Source organism: Micromonospora fulviviridis (assembly GCF_014648395.1).
In the GTDB taxonomy this organism is placed as follows: Bacteria; Actinomycetota; Actinomycetes; order Mycobacteriales; family Micromonosporaceae; genus Micromonospora; species Micromonospora fulviviridis.
Map to the genome: position 1 here is coordinate 249,035 of NZ_BMRA01000010.1, position 19,935 is coordinate 268,969.

The following is a 19,935-nucleotide window of genomic DNA, read 5'->3' on the forward strand; positions in this document are numbered from 1 at the left end:
GAACGAACCCCCCAGGCCCCCTAGGCGCCGTGCGGGTCTACGCCGGCTGCCTGAGTGGACACTATGATCGACAGGAAAGCGCGATCAAGAACCGTACGTGAGCAACTTGTCACCAACAGTTCGCCAGTGGACGGCCTGGTTGACAATCTCTGTCACGGCGATTCCCAAGGCAGGCAACCGTTGTCGTTGTTCCTGGGGGTGGGTGCGGTGATCGGGAACGAGACTCCGGCGGGCGGGATCGATCCGGGGGAGAACCCCTTCCCCCTGGTGATCGGGGTGACGCCGTCACCGGCCGAACGGATCCGACTCACCGAACTCCTCGACGGCGTCGCGCCCCTGCTCCTGGTCGCCGACCTCGACGAGCTACGGAGGCTCATCACGCCACCGGGGCCGCCGGCGGCCGTCGATCCTCCGCCGGCCGTCGCCCCGGCCCGTGCGCCGGACGACGCGCTGGTCGTCGACGGGGCCCGCTCCACCGCCCGGTGGGGGAACCGGGAGGTGGTCCTCACCCGGCTGGAGCGCGACCTGCTGGCCTGCCTGACCGCCGAGCCGGTCCGGGTCTGGAGCTATGCCGAACTGCACCGCTCGGTCTGGCACGACGAGGGGCTGCAGCGGAAGGCGGACGTGCAGTCCCTCGTCAAGCGGCTGCGCCGCAAGCTCGACCGGTTGGGCACCGGCGTGACCGTCGTCGCGGTACGCGGTGTCGGACTCCGGCTGACCGACCACCGGCGCCCCCGGGCGCAGGGCAGCGGCGACCCGCCGGGCGGCCGCTGACCGCCGCCCGGGCTCACCGCCGCGATGCCGAAACGGGGCAGGTCGCGGCTGCGGGAGCAGTAACGTGGCGGGCGAGAGGCCAGGCCAGCAGGGAGGCCGCGATGAGCGCGACGGATGTCCGGCGCAACGACGCGAGCGCGACGATCCGGAAGTTCGACCTGAAGCTGGAGGTGGTCGTCGTCCCGGTGGCGGACGTCGACCGCGCCAAGGAGTTCTACGGGCGCCTCGGGTGGCGGCTCGACCAGACGCCGCCCGGCATCGTCCAGTTCACGCCGCCCGGTTCCGGATGCTCGGTCCAGTTCGGCCCCACCCTCACCGCCGCCGCGCCCGGGTCGGCCAAGGCGTACCTGATCGTCGCGGACATCGAGGCGGCCCGGAGCGGGCTGCTCGCCGCCGGTGTCGACGTGAGCGAGATCTACCACCCGGGCCCGGGCGGCACGGTCAGCGGCCCGGATCCGGAGCGCCGTAGCTACTTCTCCCGCGCCTCGTTCAGCGATCCGGACGGCAACACCTGGCTGCTCCAGGAGATCACCACGCGGCTTCCCGGGCGCGTCGAGGCGGCCACGACCTCGTTCGCCTCTGCCAACGACCTGGCCGCCGCGCTCCGCCGGGCCGCCGCCGCCCACGGCGAGCACGAGAAGCGCACCGGCGAGACCGACCCGAACTGGCCCGACTGGTACGCGGAGTACCTGATCAGTGAGCAGACGGGTGCGGAACCGCCCAGATGAGCGGGCCGCGGGGGCGGCTCAGCCCACGGCGGTCGGTGAGGGCGGCGCGCTGCCGCCCTGGGGCGCCTCGGCGTTCATCAGCCGGACGATCTCCGCGCGGTCGGCGGCGGAGGGCAGCCCCCACCCGGCGCGGTACCCGTACACCTGGTCCAGCGGGGTGGAGGCGGTGCGGCCGTCGAGGATCTCGACGGCGCCGGTGTCGATCAGCCCGGGGTGCTCGACGCCGCACGCCTCGGCGACCTTGACCAGGTCGCGCCGCAGCGTCCGGACGTAGTTGGCGGCCCGTACCGACTTGCGGGCCGGGTCGACGCCCCGGGCCAGCCACGGGTTCTGGGTCGCCACACCGGTGGGGCAGGTGTCGGTGTGGCACTTCTGCGCCTGGATGCAGCCGATCGCCAGCATCGCCTCCCGGCCGACGTTCACCATGTCGGCGCCGAGCGCGAACGCCACCACGGCGTTGTCCGGCAGCCCGAGCTTTCCGGCGCCGACGAAGACCACCTGCTCGTGCAGGTTCCGTTCGGCGAAGACCCGGTAGACCCGCGAGAAGCCCTGCTGGAACGGCAGCGACACCGAGTCGGTGAAGATCAGCGGTGCGGCCCCGGTGCCGCCCTCGCCGCCGTCGACGGTCACGAAGTCCACGCCGCGGCCGGTGTCGCGCATGAGCGTGGCCAGCTCCGCCCAGAAGCCCAGGTCGCCGACGGCGGACTTGATGCCGACCGGCAGGCCGGTCTCGGCGGCGAGCAGTTCCACCCAGTCGAGCAGGCTGTCGCAGTCGGAGAACTCGGCGTGCCGCGACGGGCTGACGCAGTCCCGTCCCTGGGGGATCCCCCGGGTGGCGGCGATCTCGGCGGAGACCTTCGCGGCCGGCAGCAGGCCACCGAGGCTCGGCTTCGCGCCCTGGCTGAGCTTGATCTCCAGCGCCCGTACCGGCGCTCCCGCCACGAGGTCCTTGAGCCGGTCGAGACTGAACCGGCCGCGCTCGTCCCGGCACCCGAAGTACGCGGTGCCGATCTGGAAGACCAGGTCACCGCCGTTGCGGTGGTACGGCGACAGCCCACCCTCGCCGGTGTTCTGCAGGCAGCCGGCCAGGGCGGCGCCCCGGTTGAGCGCCTCGACGGCGTTGCCGGAGAGCGAGCCGAAGCTCATGCCGGAGATGTTGACCACCGACTCCGGGCGGAACGCGCGGGCCCGGCCGCGGGCGGCGCCGAGCACCTTCGCGCAGGGGAGCGTGACGTCGTGCCCGGCGGCGGGGGAGGACGGGGGCACCGCCCGGCCGAAGGTGCGGTGCTTGATGATCGGGTAGCCGGGGGTGTACTCGATGTCGTTGTCGGTGCCGAACCCGAAGTAGTTGTTCTCCTGCTTCGCCGACGCGTACACCCAGCGCCGCTGGTCGCGGGTGAACGGCCGCTCCTCGTTGTTGCCGGCCACGATGTACTGGCGCAGCTCGGGCCCGATCGACTCGAGCAGGTAGCGGGCGCGGCCGAGGACGGGGAAGGTGCGCAGCAGCGCGTGGTCGCGCTGGAGCAGGTCACGCGCGGCGAGGGCCGCCACGGCGGCGACGGCGGCGGGTACGGCTCTTCGGGCCCAGCTCATGCCGCCACTCTTTCCGGGATCGCCGCCGGTCAAACGGCCCGCCGCGCGGGACCTCCCCGGTGGGTGGGTCGGAGCGCTGACGGGACTGCCAATTTCCTTCAGCCCGACGATCGATGATGAAGGGTATCGACATAGACGTTCGTGACGGTATAACCTCCCCGCCAACGTTCCTCGACCGGTCGCCGAAGGAGTGCCATGCCCACGTCACGAACCGTCCGTCTCCGGCGCCGAGGACTGCTCGGCATCCCCGCCCTGGTGGCCGCCGCGCTGACCGTCGCGGCCCGGCCCCGCGCGGCGGCCGCCGCGCCCAGGGTCGAGTGCCTGGCCGACCTGCTCGGGGACTCCTGATGGCGACCATCCCCTGGCTGGTGGACGTGCTGCGGGCGGCCGGGGTGCAGGTCGTCGTCGAGGGCGACTGGCTCAACCGGATGCGCCCCGGCTCCTTCGACCCGATCGGGGTGCTCTGGCACCACACCGCCTCCACCTCCAGTGCCACCAACCCGCACCCGGCGCTCAGCATCTGCATCAACGGCCGCTCAGACCTGCCCGGCCCGCTCTGCCAAGCGCTCGTCGACTACCACGGCGTCTTCCACGTGATCTCGGCCGGGCGCTGCAACCACGCCGGCACCAGCGGCGGCAGCGGGCCGATCCCGGCCGGTGACGGCAACACCATGCTGATCGGCTGGGAGATCGACTACAACGGGGTCAGCCAGGAGATGACGGCGGCCCAGTACGACGCCTCCGTCGCCGCCACCGCGGCGGTCCTCACCAGGCTCGGCCGGGACTCCAGCTACGCCCGCGGGCATCGGGAGACCAGCACCACCGGCAAGATCGACCCGTCCTTCATCGACCTGGACGTGATGCGCGCCGACGTCGCCGCGAAGATGGCCGGTGGCACGGCCTGGTCCTCCATCGTGGACAACGCCACCGCGGGGCGCTTCACCGCCAGCGCCAACTGGGGCGTCTCGTCCTACTCGGGGCAGCGTTACGGTGCGGACTACCGCTACGCCGACCCGGTCGCGGCCAGCGACGCGGCCTGGTACCGGTTCAACGTCCCGGCCGCCGCCAACTACCGCGTCGACGCCTGGTGGCCGGCCAACGCCGGCTACAACGGCTCGACGCCGTACATCATCGCCACGACGACGGGCAACCGGACCGTCTACGTCGACCAGCGGGCGACCGGCGGCCAGTGGCGTACCCTCGGCACCTTCGCCCTGCCGGCGGGGGACGCCAACCGGGTGGCGGTGAGCCGGTGGAGTTCGGCCGGCGGCCTGGTCATCGCCGACGCCGTCCGGCTCACCCGGGTCTGACCCGTCCCGGGCGACCCCCGGCCGGGCCGCCCGGCCGGGGCTCAGCCCGGCACGGGCCGGCCCAGCTCCGCCAGGATGCCGGTGCCCTGGCCCAGCTCGATCAGGTATCCGTCGGGGTCGCGGAGGTAGCACCGGATCTCCATCCCGTGGTCCTTCGGTTCCGTCAGGAACTCACCGCCCCGGGAACGCCACAGCTCGTAGACGGCCCGTACGTCGGTGACCCGGATGTTGAGCGCCCCGCTCAGCGTGTCCGGGTCGGTCGGCGCCCGGGCCGTCACGGTGGGCTTGTCGTCGGTCGGGCCGCCCTCGTCGTTGAGCACGAGGTAGCTGTTGTGCAGGCGGAGCACGGCCGGCCGCCGGTCACGCACCACCGTGGCGCCGAGGACGCGGCGGTAGAACTCCCGCGAGCGGTCCACGTCCCGCACGATCAGCAGGTGGGTGACGACCAGGCCGTGTTCCGGCTGGAAGTAGTCCGGTGCCTCATCCGTCACGGCGTCCCCTCCCTCGGCCCGCCGGTTACCCGGGTGCGCGCGCACCACACCCCGCCGAGCGGGCCGTCGGCGCCGTTAGCCGCGGTCGCGGGCCGATGGTATGAATGCAGCGTGGCGTCGTCGCAGAACGGAGACCTGATGGGCAACGTCCGCGCTCTGGTCGAGGACGCGCTGCCGACCCGCCTGCCCGGAGCACGCGTCGCGCCGGACCGCGACGAGATCGTCGTCGCCGTGCCCGGTGGTCGCGCCCGGGTCTCCCTGGTCCCGTTGCTGCGCAGCTGCGTGGACCAGCCCCGGCAGGCGTGGCCCCAGCTGGTGGCCGACTGGGTCGCGGCGGTCCGCCGGGAGCTGCCGGACAGCGTCTCCACCGACCTCGGGCCGGTCGACGTCGCGCAGCTCCGGCTCCGACTCACCCCGGCGGCCGACGCCGCGGCGACCGACAGCTATCTGGCCATGCCGTTCGGCACGCACTTCACCGCGGTGGTGGTGGTGAACCGACCCGGGCGGCTGGACCTGCTGACCCTCGCCCAGGCCGCGCGGCTGGACCGCGAACCCGCCGAGCTGGTGCGCATCGCCGTGCGGCAGACCGTGGAGCGCGAACTGACCACTCTCGACGTACGGGACCACGAGCTGCCCACCGGCGGGTCGGTGCGCCTGCTCGCCGCCGACGGCAACCCGTTCGTGACGACCGCCCTCATGTCGGTCAAGCGGTTCCTGCCCGACGGCGCCGACCACGGCGCGCTGGTCGCGGCGCCGCAGTACAGCGCGGTGCTGCTGCACCGGGTGGACCAGGGCCTGCGGGACGGCGCCGTGGCACTGCACCGCCTGGCCGGGTCCATGTTCGAGGCCGCCGCCGATCCCTGCTCCGACCAGGTCTTCTGGTGGCGCGACGGCGAGTTCCACCCGGTGCGCGTCGTGCCGGGGGAGTCCGGCGGAGCCGTGCAGGTGCGGTTGCCCGAGGCGCTGGCACCGGTCGTGGCGCGGCTGGACCCGCCTACGGGGTGAGCGCCTGGTCGAGCTTCCGGGCCGCCAGCGCCTCATCCCGCCGGCCGGTCAGGAACTCCAGCGCCGCCTCCCGTTCCCCGTCCTGCCAGGCCCGCACGAGCCGCTCGTGGAACGTGGCCTGCTCCGCCAGCTGCCGGGCGCCCGTGCCGGAGGTCCCGGCGGCCCGTTCGCGGCACAGCTCGACGAGCTGGGTGGCCGGCTCGACCGGGGAGCCCGTGCCGTTCACCACCCGCCATCCGGGCAGCTGGTGCCAGTGCGTGCGGCGCCGGCGCGGATCCTGGGCGAAATCCCGCTCGGCCACGTCGGCGAGGCGCTCGGCGGGCCAGCTGTCGATCTTCGCGAGGCCGGCGTCCAGCACGAACCGCCGCGCCTGGTCCACCGCCTCGTCGGCGGACAGGTCGACCGTCGGCGGTCCCGACCGGACCTCGTCGGTCCGGACGCCGTAGGTCATGATCCAGCTGGTGAAGGGCGCCACCAGCGGCTGCACCCCGGCGGCGACCCAGCCGACGGGCCGGGTGGGCGAACCCGAGTAGCCGATCCAGGCCAGCGCCCAGTCCAGCGGCTCGCGTACCAGCACCGTGTCGAGGCCGGTGCCCCGCAGGGACCAGTCTCCCGGCAGGTCGGGCCGCAGCTCGGTGAGGACGTGCCGCCACCGCCGCGCCGTGTCAGCAGAGGACATACGCACCTTTCGCGGGTCGGTGGCCGGGCGCGGTCAGTCTACGCTCAGCGGCCGCTGCGTCGGCCGTAGCTCCTCCGGTGGCTCGGGCAGGTCCAGTACCCGCTGCACCTTGTTGGCCCAGCTCGGCTCGATGCCGGTCTTCAGGCCGGTCTTGAGGTCGTAGGCGTGCGCGACCTCCCAGTCGGTCTCGTCGGTCACCGGGTCCTTGTACTGGCGCTCGAGGATGACGTCCGGCCGGAAGTCCTGGTCCTTCACCTTCGGTGTCTCGACTCCCTGGGCGTCGTAGCCGACCTCGGTGCGCAGCCGGAAGCCCGTCTCCGGGTCGAGCATGGTGGTCGCCTCGCTGTCGATCGCGTTGGCGAGGTGACGGTGGGACTCGGTGCCCAGCGCCGTACGCTCCACGATCAGGTCCGCCACGTCCTCGGGGTAGCCCTTCTCGATGAGCTTGTCCCGCTGCCGCTGGTAGCCGTCCTGCTGGAGGATCGAGTCCCGGTTCTGGTCGACGTGGTCCCACGCGTCGTCGGCCATGTCCTGGAGTTGGCCGGCGATTTGCTGGCGCGCCTTGGCGATCTCCTCCAGGGTCTGCTCGTCGTGCTTGCCCAGCTCCGGGTCGTTCTGCGGGCGCGGGGACCCGGTGTCCCCCTCGGACCCGCCGGGCCTGCCGTCGGTGGACCGGGGTCCGCCGGGCCGGCCGCTCTCCGCCGCCTCGGCGATGGCCCGGTGGCTCTCGGCGACCGTGGTGGGCCTGCCGTGCTGGCCGCCGCTCCGCTGCCGGGGCACACCGCCGTCGCCGACCTCACCGCCGTCGCCGCCGTCACCGGTGCCGCCGTGCGGTCCCTTGGGCTTCGCCACGATCCCCCCGGTCAGCCGTTGATGAGCTTGGACAGGTTGGTGAGGCTGGTGACGAGCGCCGTGGTGTAGCTCAGGATCCGGCCCGCCCACTTCAGCACGGCGGCGGTGATCTGCGCGGCGATCACCGGGATGGTGACCACGAAGATCGCCTCGACCGCCCAGACGATGACGCGGGCGACGAGGTCCGTGATGAGGTCACGGACGATGTCGCGGGTGAACGAGACCAGGTTCCCGGCGGCCTGGGTGGCGGCGGCCATCGCCGCCGACGCGCCGCCCAGGCCGGCGATCGCGTCGACGTTGTTCTTCATCAGCGACTGGTACGCCTCGGCGGCGTGCCCACGCCAGTCCGGCAGGTCGCCGGCCAGGTGCGCCTGCAGGTCGGCCGCCATCCGCTGCAGGTGGCCGGCCATGTTGTCCCAGGTCGCCGCGTGCGACGCGACCACGTCGGGCATGCCGGTCAGCCAGTCGAGCATCTCCCGCAGCGGTTCGAAGTACTCCATCGCCCAGCCGAGGCCGTTGGCCAGCAACGCGCTGAACGGGTCCAGCACCGTGGCGGCGACGTCCAGCCCGAACGACGCCCCGGCGAGCAGGTCGTCGACCCAGCCCTCGCTGCGGATCGCGTCGACCAGGCCCTCGACGCCGTCGGCCAGTGACGACCCCGTCCACACCTCACGGGTGGACCGGACGTCGGCGACCAGTGACTCGTCGGTCATGCCCGCAACCGCCGGCTGATCGCGCTCATCGAGCTCGCCGCGTCACCGTCCACGTTGTCGTAGTTGTCGGCGGTGCGGCGCAGCCCGTCCGCGACCAGCCTGAGGTTCTCGTCGACGTACGCGACCAGCTCGTCCTGGCGGGTGTGCCGGTCCTCCAGGATCCCCGAGATCCACCCGCAGAGCAGCCCGTACGCTCGGTCGTCCTGGGCGATGTGCGCGCTGGCGCCGCGGACCGCGTCGAACCGCGCGCGCAACGCGTCGATGTACGCGGCGTGGGCCCGGATCTGCTCGGTGTCGGCCACCCAGCCGGCCGGGCCGCTCATCGCCGCCAGCCGTGGCCGTCGTACGAGCCGGGCTCGCCCCAACCGGGCTCCGGGTCGGGGCGCAGCTGCCGGTGCACCCGCTCGGCGATCGCCCGCGCGGCCGCCGAGTCGGTGCCGACGGTCTCCGCGATGATCTCCTGTGACCGCTCGGCGAGCTGCCCCTTCGCCCGCCGGATCGCCGCCATGACGGCCTCGGCCACCACCTCGGGGGAGACCCGCTGGATCTGGCGGCCCAGGCGCAGGTCCAGCAGCGCGCCGCTGGAGTCGACCGTGACTTCGGCCAGCCCGTTGTCGTCCTCGACCGTGACCCGCAGCTCCTGCAGGCGGTCACTCATCACCTTGGTGTCGGCGGCGAGCTTGTCGATGCGGCCCTTCCAGGCCCGCATCCGGTCCATGGCGCCGTCCGGATCCAGCACACCGCCGCCGCCCAGAGCCCCGCTCACCATGCGCCTCCCCCGAGTAGGCCCGGATCCCGTGGAGACTGCTGATCGGCAGCACCTCGCAGGGCGGCGTCGATTGTAGAACACCGTTTCACGTCCGGGAGGCGCCGCGATGCCGGTGTGGACCGTCGCGCCGTCAACCGGCGGGACGGGTGCTCTCCCGGGGCAGGATCGCGTGCGGGGCGGTGATCCGGGCGGGTGGGGCGTCCGGGTGGTCGAACCGGGCGACGGCCAGGGCGACCGCCGTCCGGGCGAGGAACGCGGGGTCGGCCGAGACCGAGGTCAGCGTCGGTCGCGAGTAGCGGCCCTCCGCGCTGTCACCGATCCCGATCACCGCCACGTCCGCGGGCACCCGCAGCCCGGCGTCGGCGGCGGCCCGCAGGACGCCGATGGCGAGCCGGTCGGAGTAGCAGAAGACGGCGTCCGGGCGGTGCTCGTGGGCGAACAGCCGGCGGGCGGCCCGATAGCCGTCCTCGTACCGGTGCTGGGCGGTGGTGCGCAGGTAGCCGGCGGGCAGGTCGAGTCCGGCCCGGCGAACCGCCCGCTGGTAGCCGAGGGTGCGCGGCTGCGCCGGTCCGGTGGCCTCACCGGGCCGGGCGCCGATGGCGGCGATCCGTCGCCGTCCGGTGTCCACCAGGTGCTCGGTGGCGTCCGTGGCGGCCCGGGCGCCGTCGAGCGCGACCCGGTCGCAGCGTGGGTCCCGGCTCTCGCCGAGCAGGACCAGGGGAGTGCCGGTGCCGAGGTGGGCGTCGATCAGGCCCGGCGGCACCACGTCGGTGACGAGGAGGACGGCGTCGACGCCCGGCGGGCCGCCGGCCCGCGCCGGTGGCGCGGGCGGCCCGGTGTCGGGTCCGTGCGGCTCGACGACGACCCGGAAGCCCTGACGCGTCGCCGCGCGGACGACCTCCCGTGCCAACCCGTGCAGGCCGGGTGCCTCGACGTCGGGAACGACCAGCGCGAGCAAACCGGTGCGGCCGGTGCGCAGGGTGCGGGCCGCGAGGTTGGGCCGGTAGCCGAGCGCCCGGACGGCCTCCCGCACCCGGCGGCGCAGTTCGTCGCTGACGTGCGGGTGGTCGTTGATGACGTTCGAGACGGTCTTCACCGACACGCGGGCGTGCCGCGCCACGTCCCTGAGCGTGGTGGCCACGATCCGTCCTCCCGCCTCGCCGCGGGCCGGCGACGGAACCCGGGCGGTCCGCTTCTCACACCGGCCAACCGCTTTCGCTGGTGTACACACCGGACGATCCCAGAGGCGGCTACACCGGTCAAGGCATTACGCTGGTGTGGACGCGAGGAGGGCGAGGGTGGGCGACGAGCGACCGGTGCCGGCCGCCGTGCGACTGGTGCGCGACTTCGTCAACACCTTCGAGCCGCAGGTCGACGAGGAGTCGCTGGCCACGCCGGACGCGCTGCGGGACTGGCTCGCCGAGCGGGGCGTGATCCCCGCCGACGCGCGGCTGGGCCCGGCGGACCTCGCCACAGCTCGCACGGTCCGCGAGGGCCTGCGCGCGGTGCTGCTCGGTCACGCCGGCCATCCCGCCGACCCCGGGGCGCTGCGACGACTCGACGAGGCCCTGGCCGCGGCGCCCGTGCGGATGACGCTCGCGGACGGCGGGCCGCGCCTCGTCCCCGCCCGGTCCACCCCGCTCGACGTGGCGCTGGCCGCCCTGGTCGACGCGATCCGGCAGTGCGCGCAGGACCAGGTGTGGACCCGGCTCAAGGTGTGCGACCGGGACACCTGCCGGTGGGCCTACTACGACGCCTCGCGCAACCAGGCCCGCCGCTGGTGTTCCATGGCCGGCTGCGGCAACTACGTGAAGATGCGCCGGGCCTACGCCGTCCGGCGTGGCCGTCGGTCCCGGGCGCCGGACACCGGCCCGGACCGCTGACCCGGCAGCCGGTCCCCGCGCCCGGCGGGCGCGATCACGACGGTGCGGTGCCGCGTACCGACCAGGCCCGGGCGGTGAGCCGGACGGACCCGTCCGCCTCGACCGGCAGGCGGGCGACGAGCAGGTCGCGCAGGGCCGCCCGGTCCGGCTCGGTCAGGGACGCCACGTAAGCCGGCGCCGCGCCCTGGCCACCGAGGAACGGCGCCCAGTACGCGTCGACGTCGGCGAACACCGTGGGCACGACCACGGGCTCGACGGCCACCGCCGTGAACCCGGCGTCCGTCCACAGGGCACGCAGCGCCTCGGGGCGGCACAGCGGGAACCGGCGCCCCTCGGACAGTTCCGCCACCGCCGGATCGAGCGCCTCGGCCGCCGCCCAGAAGTGGCGCATCATGGCCATGCCCTCGGCGTAGTCCCAGACGTACGCGGCCGCCACGCCACCGGGCCGGAGGACCCGGGCGAACTCGGCCACCGCCCGCGCCGGGTCGGGCACGAAGTTGAGCGCCAACCCGCTCACCACGACGTCCACGCCGGCGTCGCCCACCGGCAGCGCCCGGGCGTCACCGATCTCGAAGGCGGCCCGCGGGTCGTCGACCTGGTCGCGGGCGTGGGCCAGGAATCCCGCCGCGGGGTCGATGCCGGTGACCTGCGCCGGATCCGCCTCGGCCAGCACGGTCGCGGTCAGCGCGCCGGTGCCGCAGCCCACGTCGAGCCAGCGCAGGCCGGGCGGGAGCGCCAGCCGGCGCACGAAGTCGCGCGCCACCAGCCGGCTCCACCGGCCCACGTACGCCTCGTAGGCCGCACCGTCGGCCCAGACCGGCTTCGCCATTCCGGGAGGATACGGCCGCCGGAGCCGGCGCCGGTTCGGCCGGCCGGACGCATGTGCCTCGCGGTTCCGGGAACGCCTCCCGCATGGCCAGGTACACGAAACCCGAGCTCAGGGAACAGCTCAAGGAGGAGATCAAGGCGTCCGACAAGGGCGGCCGACCGGGGCAGTGGTCGGCCCGCAAGTCGCAGCTGCTCACCAACGAGTACAAGAAGCGCGGTGGCGGCTTCGAGGGGCCCAGGGACCAGCGGCAGCGGTCGCTGCAGCGGTGGGGCGCCGAGGACTGGCAGACCAGGTCCGGCTCCACCCGGGCGCGCCGGAACGGCGAAACCGCTCGTTACCTGCCCAAACGGGCCTGGCAGCAGCTTTCGGAGGAGCAACGGCGCGACACCGACACGAAGAAGCGGCAGGCGTCCCGGTCCGGGCGGCAGTACGTGGCCAACACTGGCCCGGCGAAGCGCGCCCGCCGGGACGCCACGGCGGCCGGGCAGCTGTCGGACCTGCCGGTCACCGAGGCGGTCAAGCTGGTCCGGGGCCTGGACACGCGGCAGCTCCGCTCCGCGCTGCGGCGCGAGCGCGACGGCAAGGACCGCAAGACGCTCGTCCAGCGGCTTGAGTCGGAGCTGGCCCGGCGGTGACGGTGGTGGCCCGCCGGACGGGCCGCTACGGCGTCGCGAGGCCCACGCTGATCGTCCGGGTCAGCGTGGCGTTGTCGTCGTCGCCGTCCAGCGACCAGACCATCGCCCCGGCCAGGCCGGCGCGCCGGATGTAGAGCGTCTTCTGGAACACGACGGCCGGGTCGTCGTACGTCCAGAGGGTCGTGCCGTCGAACAGCCAGGCGTGCCCGGCGCGCAGGTCGCGGTGGACGGTGAAGCCCTTGCTGGGCAGGGTCTTGAGCTGCTTGTAGTCCTCGGAGCCGGCCTCGAAGGTGGCCGGCGCGGGCCCGGCCGCGGGCTGGAACAGCCCGTCCCCGCCCCCGGTGACGCCGGTCCAGCCGCGACCGTAGTACGGGATGCCCAGGACCAGCTTCCCGCGCGGCGCGCCCCGGGCGAGCCAGCCGTCGACGGCCACCTCGGCGGAGAAGTCCGGGCTGTCCGGCGCGCCCGCCGGCACGCGCAGCGCGGACTGCTGGTTGGTCACCGCATCCCAGGAACCGTGGAAGTCGTACCCCTGCACCGTGGCGAAGTCCAGGTACCGGAAGATCTTCCGGCCCTCGTACCCGGCGTCCATGGCCGCCGGGTTGGCCGGCAGGAACGCGGTCAGCGCGTAGTGCTTCCGGGCCTGCCGGCCGTACGCGTCGAGCTGCTGGCGGAACTCGGCGAGCAGCTTGGTGAAGTTCTCCCGGTCCTCGGCGCGGACCACGTTGCCCGGCTCGCCCGGCCAGTTCGGCCACTCCCAGTCGAGGTCGATGCCGTCGAAGACGCCCGCGGCGGCGCCTGGGCCGCCGCTGCCGCCGTCGAGCACCGGGAGGTTGCCCTTCAGGTAGAGGTCGATGCAGGAGGCGACGAACGCCCGGCGGGACGCGTCGGTGCGCGCGGCGTTGGAGAAGTAGGTCGACCAGCTCCAGCCACCCAGCGAGATCATCACCTTCAGGTCGGGGTGCCGGGCCTTGAGCTTCGCCAGCTGGCCGAAGTTGCCGTTGAGCGGCTCGCCCCAGGCGTCGGCCACGCCGTCGACGCTCTCCTCCGCCGGCACGGGGCGCTGGTAGTCGGCCCAGGCGTCCCCCTCACCCGGTCCGCCGTCCACGTAGCAGCGTCCGTCCTCGCTGACGTTGCCGAAGGCGTAGTTGACGTGGGTGAGGCGGCTGGCCGCCCCGGAGGTGTCGAGCTTCCGGACCGGGAAGGCCCGGCCGTAGATGCCCCACTGGGTGAAGTACCCGACCCGGTGGTAGCCGGCCCGGCGGGGCGAGCCGTCCGCGGCGCTCGCGCCGCTCGGTGGGGCGGCCGTGACCAGCAGGGTCGACAGGGCGGCGAGGGCGGTGAGGCGGCGGTGGCGGAACGGTCGCATCGGCACTCCCACGGCGGACGGAGCGGGATCAGTTAAGAGACCTTTCTGATCGATGAAGCTAAGCCGCCCGCCATTCGCGGTCAAGAGCGCCGCGCGGAGTTGCTAGGCTGGTCGGGCGCGCGCCGAGAGACCGCGCTTCGACTCGAAGGAGACCGACATGACGGGCGACGACGACATCTCCGGGTGATTCCCGGCCCACCTCGTCGCATCCCTGTCTCGTCATCCGGGCAGCCGTGCCCTGCCCGGCTCAACCGTGAGGTCTCTCCGATGTCCGACGCCTGCGTCGTCTGCAGCAACCTCTCCTTCTCCTGGCCGGACGACACCCCGGTCTTCCAGGACCTGTCCTTCACCGTGCCGCCCGGCCGCACCGGCCTGGTCGCGCCGAACGGCGCCGGCAAGACCACCCTGTTGCGGCTGATCGCCGGCGACCTCAACCCCACCGGCGGCGCCGTGACGGTGGACGGCGTGCTCGGCTACCTGCCCCAGAACCTTCCGCTGGCCGGCGATCTCACCGTGGCCCAGGTGCTGGGCGTCGACGCGGTGCTCCGGGCGCTGCACGCCATCGAGGCCGGTGACGCCGCCGAGGAGCACTTCACCACCGTCGGCGACGACTGGGACGTGGAGGAGCGCAGCCGGGCCGAACTCGACCGGCTCGGCCTGGGGGACGTCGCGCTCGACCGGCGGCTGGCCACGCTCAGCGGCGGGCAGGTGGTCTCCCTCGGCCTCGCCGCGCAACTGCTCCGCCGCCCCGACGTGCTGCTGCTCGACGAGCCGACGAACAACCTGGACCTCGAGGCGCGGCACCGGCTGTACGCGGTGCTCCAGGAGTGGTCCGGCTGCCTGCTGCTGGTCAGCCACGACCGGGCCCTGCTGGACCGGATGGACCGCATCGCCGAACTCGACCGCGGGGAGGTGCGCCTGTTCGGCGGTAACTTCACCGCGTACGAGGAGGCCACCCGGGCGGCCCGGGAGGCGGCCGAGCGCAACGTGCGCGGCGCCGAACAGGAGGTGAAGCGGGAGAAGCGCGAGATGCAGCAGGCCCGGGAGCGGGCCGAACGGCGCGCCGGCAACGCCGCCCGCAACCTCGACAGCGCCGGCCTGGCCCGGATCGTCGCCGGCGGGCTCAAGCGCAGCGCCCAGGAGTCGGCCGGCCGGTCCCGGCAGACGCACGCCAACCGGGTGAGTGAGGCCCAGTCCCGGCTCGACGAGGCCAGCCGGGCGCTGCGCGAGGACCAGACGCTGACCCTGGACCTGCCGGAGACCACCGTCCCGGCCGGCCGGACGGTCGTGGCGGGGGAGCGGATGCAGGTCCACCACGACGACCGCGCCGTCTTCGCCGGGGCGGGTGTCGACCTGAGTATCCGGGGGCCGGAGCGGATCGCCCTGACCGGCCCCAACGGCGCCGGCAAGTCCACCCTGCTCCGGCTGCTGCGGGGCGACCTCGACCCCGAGGGCGGGGAGGTGCGCCGGGGCGAGGGCCGGGTCGCGTACCTGTCGCAGCGGCTGGACCTGCTCGATCCGGACCGGACGGTGGCGGAGAACTTCGCCGCGTACGCCCCGGACCGGCCGCCGGCCGAGCGGATGAACCTGCTGGCCCGGTTCCTCTTCCGCGGCGCGCGCGCCCACCTGCCGGTCGGCGTGCTGTCCGGCGGCGAACGGTTGCGGGCCACCCTCGCCTGTGTCCTGTACGCGCAGCCGGCGCCCCACCTGCTGCTGCTGGACGAGCCGACGAACAACCTCGACCTGGTCAGCGCGGGCCAGTTGGAGAACGCACTGGGCGCGTACCGGGGAGCGTTCGTGGTGGTGAGCCACGACGAGCGGTTCCTCGCCGAGATCGGCGTGCGGCGGTGGCTCCGCCTCGACGACGGCCGCCTCCGTGAGGTGCCCGCACCCGAACTGGCCTGAGCCGTCCCGCCGCGGTCTCGGCGGAGGAGGGGTCTGGACGCACTTAAACTTGCACCGCTAGTTTATGCCGCATGGACCTTCAGCTCTCCGCCGAGCAGGTGGCGGCCCGGCGGCTCGCCGCCGAGTTCGTCGACCGGGAGGTGGCGCCGCACGCGGCGGCCTGGGACCGGCGGGAGGAGGTCGACCCCGACGTCGTCGGGAAGCTCGGCCGGCTCGGCTTCCTCGGGCTCACCGTGCCCGAGGAGGACGGCGGGTCCGGCGGCGACCACCTCACCTACTGCCTGGTGCTGGAGGAGCTGGGCCGGGGCGACTCCGCCGTCCGGGGCATCGTCTCGGTGTCGCTCGGGCTGGTGGCCAAGTCCGTGGCCGCGTACGGCTCGGCGGCACAGCGGGCCGAGTGGCTGCCCCGGCTCTGTTCCGGCGAGGCACTGGGCTGCTTCGCCCTCACCGAACCGGACAGCGGCTCGGACGCGGCCGCGCTGCGCACCCGGGCGGTCCGCGACGGCGGCGACTGGCTGGTCACCGGCACGAAGACGTTCATCACCAACGGCACCACCGCCGACGTGGCCCTGGTGTTCGCCCGCACCGGCGGCCCGGGGCACCGGGGCATCACCGCGTTCCTGGTGCCCACCGGGGCCGCCGGGCTCACCCGGCGGGAGATCCACGGCAAGCTCGGCCTGCGCGGGCAGGCCACCGGGGAACTCCGGTTCGACGCCGTCCGGGTGCCCGACTCGGCGCGCCTCGGCCCGGAGGGCGGGGGCTTCCGGCTGGCCCTGGCCACCCTGGCCAAGGGCCGGATGTCGGTGGCCGCCGGCTGCGTCGGCATCGCGCAGGGCTGCCTGGACGCCGCGGTCGGCTACGCCGGGCAGCGCGTCCAGTTCGGCAAGCCCATCGCCGGGCACCAGCTCGTGCAGCAGCTGATCGCCGGCATCGCCGTCGACACCGCCGCCGCCCGGCTGCTGGTGTGGCGGGTGGCCGACCTCGTCGACCGCGGCGAGCCGTTCGCCACCGAGGCCTCGATGGCCAAGCTCTTCGCCAGCGAGGCCGCCGTCCGCGCGGCCGACAAGGCCGTCCAGGTCTTCGGCGGGTACGGCTACATCGACGAGTTCCCGGTCGGCAAGTACCTGCGCGACGCCCGCGTCGCGACCCTCTACGAGGGCACCAGCCAGATCCAGCAACTGCTCATCGGACGCGCGCTCACCGGCGTCAACGCCTTCTGATCCGCCACCACACCGACCCGGGAGGGCATCCGGCATGAGGAGCTACGCCTGCATCGAGGAGTCGACCGCGACGGGCCGCCGGCCACTCCGGAGCGTGGCCCGATGACGGCGCTGTCGCTGGCCATGGTGCTGGCCGAGGCCGCCCGGCGGCACCCGGACACGGTGGCCGTGGTCGACGGCGACAGCCGGGTCACGTACGCCGAGCTGTGGCGGCAGGCCCGCGGCTACGCCGCCGGGCTGCGGGAACTGGGCGTCGCCCCGGGCGACCCGGTGGCCCTGCTGGCCCCGAACGTGGTCGACTTCCCCCGGGTCTACTACGGCGCCCTCGCCGCCGGGGCGGTGCTGGTGCCCGTGCACCTGCTGCTGACCGTCGACGAGGCGGTGCACGTGCTCCGCGACAGCGGCGCGAAGCTGCTGGTCTGCCACGGCTCGCAGCTCGCCCTGGGCGCCGCCGCCGCGGCGGCGGCGGGCGTCCCGCTGGTCACCGTCGGGCCGGCCGGCGCCGGTGCGTCCCGCCTGGAGGAGGTGAGCGGGCCGCTGCCGGCGCTGCCGTCGTACGTCACCCGCCAGGCGGAGGACACCGCGGTGGTGCTCTACACCAGCGGCACCACCGGCGTGCCCAAGGGCGCCCTGCTCACCCACCTCAACCTGGTCATGAACGCCACCGTCAACGTCTTCGACGCCAACGACGCCCGCTCCACCGACGTGGTGCTCGGCTGCCTGCCGCTGTTCCACAGCTTCGGCCAGACCGTGGCGATGAACGGCACCTTCCGCGTCGGCGCGACCCTGGTGCTGCTGAGCCGGTTCACCGGGCCGGCCGCCATCGACCTGATGCTGAGCGAGGGGGTGAACGTCTTCCACGGCGTGCCGACCATGTACGTGGCGCTGCTCGACGCCGCCCGGGAGCGGACCGCCCTGCCCCGGCTGCGGCTCTGCGTCTCCGGCGGGGCGTCGCTGCCGGTCGCCGTGCTGGAGCGGTTCCACGCCGCCTTCCACACCACGATCTTCGAGGGTTACGGGCTGTCCGAGACCTCGCCGACGGCGACGACCAACCAGCCGCACTTCGGTACCCGCCCCGGCACCATCGGGCACCCGGTCTGGGGCGTGGAGGTGGAGATCGCCCGCGCCGACCTGGACGACCGGATCGAGCTGCTGCCGACCGGCGAGCTCGGCGAGATCGTCATCCGCGGGCACAACGTCTTCGCCGGCTACCTGGGTCGGCCCGAGGCGACCGCGGAGGCGGTGGTCGACGGCTGGTTCCGCAGCGGCGACCTGGGGCGCAAGGACGCCGACGGCTTCATCACCATCGTGGACCGCAAGAAGGACATGATCATCCGGGGCGGCTTCAACGTCTACCCGCGCGAGGTCGAGGAGGTCCTGGCCCGGCACCCGGCGGTCGGCCAGGTGGCGGTGATCGGCGTGCCCGACCCCCGGCACGGCGAGGAGGTCTGCGCGGTGGTGGTGCCCGACCCGGGCGGCCCCGGCCTGCCGGCCGAGCAGGAGCTGATCGACTGGTGCCGCGAGCACCTGGGCCGCCACAAGTACCCGCGCCAGGTCCGGTACGTCGACGCGCTGCCGATCGGGCCGAGCCACAAGGTGCTCAAGCGGGAACTGCGCCGCACGCTGGCGCCGCCGGTGGACTGACGGCGGCGGCCGGGCCGCTCACAGCGGCCGGTTCAGTCCGACGTGGAGGTGGCCGGCCCACCGGGTCGGCGTCGCCGGGAACTCGTCGCGGACGGCCCGCACCGTGTCGGCGAGCACCCGGGCCGCCGCGGCGGTGTCCGGCGGGCGGGTGCCGTCGTTCGTCAGCCCGGCGTAGAACGACGCCGCGATCCGCGCGCTGTCCGGGGTCCGCCACGTCGTGCCGATCACCCCCCGGAAACCGGCGAGCTGGAACGCCGCCGCCAGGTGCAGCGGCTCGTCCGTGAACCGGGGGTGCGTCTCGGCGGAGCCGCACGCGGACAGGAAGGCCAGTTCGGCCCGCTCCAGCTGGTAGGAGCCCACCAGGTGCGGGCTGAGCGTGCCGCCGGCGCCGAGACGCAGCCCGCTGGTCAGCATGGCGGCGACGCCGGCGTCCGCCTCGCCGTGGCAGGCGAAGTGCGCGATCGGGTGCTCCCGCAGCGCGTCCGCCACCGCGTCGGCCGCCACCTCGGTGCCGGTCAGCACCGTCGAGCCGGGCATCAACCCGGCCACCTGCTCGACCTCGGCGCGTACCTGGGACAGTGCCGGCAGGTCCCGCGCGGTCGGTACGCCGACGACGGCGGCCGTGGCGGCCGCCGGCCGGGGCGGCCGGTCCGCCGCCGCGTGGGCCAGGGACGTGAGGGTCGGCGTCCAGGACGACACCGCGCGATCGAGGACGGTACGGCGGCCGCCCGGCTCGCGGTGGTGACCTGCCGCGTGCAGCGGGAGCCGGGCCAGCGCGCCGACCGGGCACCACCAGATCCGCGGCGGCGGGTCGTCCACGGGGGCCAGCAGGTCGAGCACCGGCCCGGCGACGGCGCCCCACAGCCACGCCAGGATGCGATGCAACTCCTCCTGGGCGGCGGCGCGCCGGTCGAACGGCACCGCCGGATCGGTCGACTCGGCCACCGCCGCGTACCAGCGGGTGACGCTCCGCTGGACCGTGACCGCGCGCAGGTCGGGCAGGCGCACTGGCCGCACCGGCCGGTCCGGGTCCGGCGGGACGAGCAGGGCGTCGCCCCGGTCGCCGTGCGTGGTGACGACGACGACCGGCATCCCGGCCAGCCGCTGCCGCAGCAGCGGCATCGACGGCGGCCGGAGGAAGTGGCCGAACCCCGGCAGCCGGCGGATCCGCTCGACCACCCGGTCCCGTTCCGCGGCGAGCTGCCGGGTCCGGGCCAGCCAGACCGGTCGTGGATCCCAGTCCCTGGTGGAGCTGGCGACCACCTCGCCCGACCCCGTCCGGCGTTCCACCTCGATGGTGAACTTCCGGACCTGCGTGTAGGCGTCCGCCTCCGCCAGTTCCCGGTCGATCCGGTCGAGTTCCGCGGCGAGCCCGGCGTCGACCGCGCGCAGCTCCACCCGGCCACCGCGGATGCCCAGGGCCTCGTGGAACAGCAGACCCCGGCCGCGTTCCAGAAGTTCGACGGCGCCGTCGGCGTCGTCCGCCCCGATCGCGGCGGCGGCGGCCTCGGCGGTCACGCCCCCCAGCGCGGCGAC

At 74.2% G+C, this 19,935-nt stretch carries 21 protein-coding genes; 10 read left to right on the forward strand and 11 right to left on the reverse strand.

Going from position 1 to position 19,935, the window contains the following annotated elements; all coding sequences use genetic code 11:
- The first annotated feature begins 207 nt into the window (after positions 1-207).
- Positions 208-774: a winged helix-turn-helix domain-containing protein gene (locus IEY96_RS25175; RefSeq protein ID WP_229791878.1), complete on the forward strand. Its 567-nt coding sequence runs from the start codon at positions 208-210 to the stop codon at positions 772-774.
- Between the two features lie 101 nt (positions 775-875).
- A complete protein-coding gene (locus IEY96_RS25180) occupies positions 876-1,502 on the forward strand; it encodes a VOC family protein (protein WP_189197289.1) in 627 nt (208 codons plus the stop codon).
- 18 nt (positions 1,503-1,520) lie between these two features.
- Here IEY96_RS25180 and IEY96_RS25185 read toward each other — a convergent pair whose 3' ends face one another.
- The gene (locus tag IEY96_RS25185) at positions 1,521-3,095 is read right to left on the reverse strand and encodes an FMN-binding glutamate synthase family protein (RefSeq protein WP_189197290.1); all 1,575 of its coding nucleotides are present in this window, start codon (positions 3,093-3,095) and stop codon (positions 1,521-1,523) included.
- 195 nt (positions 3,096-3,290) lie between these two features.
- Between IEY96_RS25185 and IEY96_RS25190 the strand changes: the two genes are divergently transcribed.
- Both IEY96_RS25190 and IEY96_RS25195 read left to right on the forward strand, forming a co-directional pair.
- Positions 3,291-3,443, forward strand: a complete 153-nt coding sequence (locus IEY96_RS25190; RefSeq protein WP_189197291.1) for a hypothetical protein — start codon at positions 3,291-3,293, stop codon at positions 3,441-3,443.
- Positions 3,443-4,405 carry a golvesin C-terminal-like domain-containing protein gene (locus IEY96_RS25195; RefSeq protein ID WP_189197292.1) on the forward strand — a complete coding sequence of 321 codons (963 nt, stop codon included), beginning with the start codon at positions 3,443-3,445 and terminating at the stop codon, positions 4,403-4,405. Before IEY96_RS25190 ends, IEY96_RS25195 begins: the two co-directional genes overlap by 1 nt.
- A 41-nt stretch (positions 4,406-4,446) precedes the next feature.
- On the opposite strand, the gene IEY96_RS25200 is transcribed toward IEY96_RS25195, so the two are convergent.
- Complete coding sequence (locus IEY96_RS25200) at positions 4,447-4,896, reverse strand: VOC family protein (protein ID WP_189197293.1); 450 nt, start codon at positions 4,894-4,896, stop codon at positions 4,447-4,449.
- A gap of 138 nt (positions 4,897-5,034) precedes the next feature.
- Here IEY96_RS25200 and IEY96_RS25205 point away from each other — a divergent pair, with 138 nt between their 5' ends.
- Positions 5,035-5,901: a hypothetical protein gene (locus IEY96_RS25205; protein WP_189197294.1), complete on the forward strand. Its 867-nt coding sequence runs from the start codon at positions 5,035-5,037 to the stop codon at positions 5,899-5,901.
- Here the strand turns inward: IEY96_RS25205 and IEY96_RS25210 are convergent.
- The 6 genes from IEY96_RS25210 to IEY96_RS25235 all read right to left on the reverse strand — a co-directional run bounded on the left by IEY96_RS25210 (position 5,891) and on the right by IEY96_RS25235 (position 10,055).
- Positions 5,891-6,580: a hypothetical protein gene (locus IEY96_RS25210; RefSeq protein ID WP_189197295.1), complete on the reverse strand. Its 690-nt coding sequence runs from the start codon at positions 6,578-6,580 to the stop codon at positions 5,891-5,893. The genes IEY96_RS25205 and IEY96_RS25210 overlap by 11 nt on opposite strands.
- 33 nt (positions 6,581-6,613) lie before the next feature.
- Positions 6,614-7,432 carry a hypothetical protein gene (locus tag IEY96_RS25215; RefSeq protein ID WP_189197296.1) on the reverse strand — a complete coding sequence of 273 codons (819 nt, stop codon included), beginning with the start codon at positions 7,430-7,432 and terminating at the stop codon, positions 6,614-6,616.
- Between the two features lie 11 nt (positions 7,433-7,443).
- A complete protein-coding gene (locus IEY96_RS25220; RefSeq protein WP_189197297.1) occupies positions 7,444-8,145 on the reverse strand; it encodes a WXG100 family type VII secretion target in 702 nt (233 codons plus the stop codon).
- Positions 8,142-8,468, reverse strand: coding sequence for a type VII secretion target (locus IEY96_RS25225; RefSeq protein WP_189197298.1), 327 nt, complete (start codon positions 8,466-8,468; stop codon positions 8,142-8,144). The genes IEY96_RS25220 and IEY96_RS25225 overlap by 4 nt, the downstream gene beginning before the upstream one ends.
- The gene (locus tag IEY96_RS25230; RefSeq protein WP_229791879.1) at positions 8,465-8,911 is read right to left on the reverse strand and encodes a YbaB/EbfC family nucleoid-associated protein; all 447 of its coding nucleotides are present in this window, start codon (positions 8,909-8,911) and stop codon (positions 8,465-8,467) included. Before IEY96_RS25230 ends, IEY96_RS25225 begins: the two co-directional genes overlap by 4 nt.
- Before the next feature lie 133 nt (positions 8,912-9,044).
- Positions 9,045-10,055: a LacI family DNA-binding transcriptional regulator gene (locus tag IEY96_RS25235; protein ID WP_189197300.1), complete on the reverse strand. Its 1,011-nt coding sequence runs from the start codon at positions 10,053-10,055 to the stop codon at positions 9,045-9,047.
- 157 nt (positions 10,056-10,212) lie between these two features.
- Between IEY96_RS25235 and IEY96_RS25240 the strand changes: the two genes are divergently transcribed.
- A complete protein-coding gene (locus IEY96_RS25240; protein WP_229791880.1) occupies positions 10,213-10,797 on the forward strand; it encodes a CGNR zinc finger domain-containing protein in 585 nt (194 codons plus the stop codon).
- Positions 10,798-10,831: 34 nt separating this feature from the next.
- On the opposite strand, the gene IEY96_RS25245 is transcribed toward IEY96_RS25240, so the two are convergent.
- Positions 10,832-11,626, reverse strand: coding sequence for a class I SAM-dependent methyltransferase (locus tag IEY96_RS25245; protein ID WP_189197302.1), 795 nt, complete (start codon positions 11,624-11,626; stop codon positions 10,832-10,834).
- Positions 11,627-11,709: 83 nt separating this feature from the next.
- On the opposite strand from IEY96_RS25245, the gene IEY96_RS25250 reads away from it, so the two are divergent.
- Positions 11,710-12,261 (forward strand): DUF5872 domain-containing protein, encoded by a 552-nt coding sequence (locus IEY96_RS25250; protein WP_189197303.1) that lies wholly within the window; start codon positions 11,710-11,712, stop codon positions 12,259-12,261.
- A 25-nt stretch (positions 12,262-12,286) separates the two neighbouring features.
- Here the strand turns inward: IEY96_RS25250 and IEY96_RS25255 are convergent, their stop codons facing one another.
- Positions 12,287-13,630 carry a glycoside hydrolase family 18 protein gene (locus IEY96_RS25255; protein ID WP_189197304.1) on the reverse strand — a complete coding sequence of 448 codons (1,344 nt, stop codon included), beginning with the start codon at positions 13,628-13,630 and terminating at the stop codon, positions 12,287-12,289.
- A gap of 267 nt (positions 13,631-13,897) precedes the next feature.
- Here IEY96_RS25255 and abc-f point away from each other — a divergent pair, with 267 nt between their 5' ends.
- The 3 genes from abc-f to IEY96_RS25270 all read left to right on the forward strand — a co-directional run bounded on the left by abc-f (position 13,898) and on the right by IEY96_RS25270 (position 18,399).
- Positions 13,898-15,535, forward strand: a complete 1,638-nt coding sequence (gene abc-f / locus IEY96_RS25260) for a ribosomal protection-like ABC-F family protein (RefSeq protein WP_189197305.1) — start codon at positions 13,898-13,900, stop codon at positions 15,533-15,535.
- Positions 15,536-15,606: 71 nt separating this feature from the next.
- Complete coding sequence (locus tag IEY96_RS25265) at positions 15,607-16,755, forward strand: acyl-CoA dehydrogenase family protein (protein WP_189197306.1); 1,149 nt, start codon at positions 15,607-15,609, stop codon at positions 16,753-16,755.
- 102 nt (positions 16,756-16,857) lie between these two features.
- Positions 16,858-18,399: a long-chain-fatty-acid--CoA ligase gene (locus IEY96_RS25270; RefSeq protein WP_189197307.1), complete on the forward strand. Its 1,542-nt coding sequence runs from the start codon at positions 16,858-16,860 to the stop codon at positions 18,397-18,399.
- An 18-nt stretch (positions 18,400-18,417) separates the two neighbouring features.
- Here IEY96_RS25270 and IEY96_RS25275 read toward each other — a convergent pair.
- Positions 18,418-19,935: CHAT domain-containing protein (locus IEY96_RS25275; RefSeq protein ID WP_189197308.1), on the reverse strand; the 1,518-nt coding region annotated here is incomplete at its 5' end.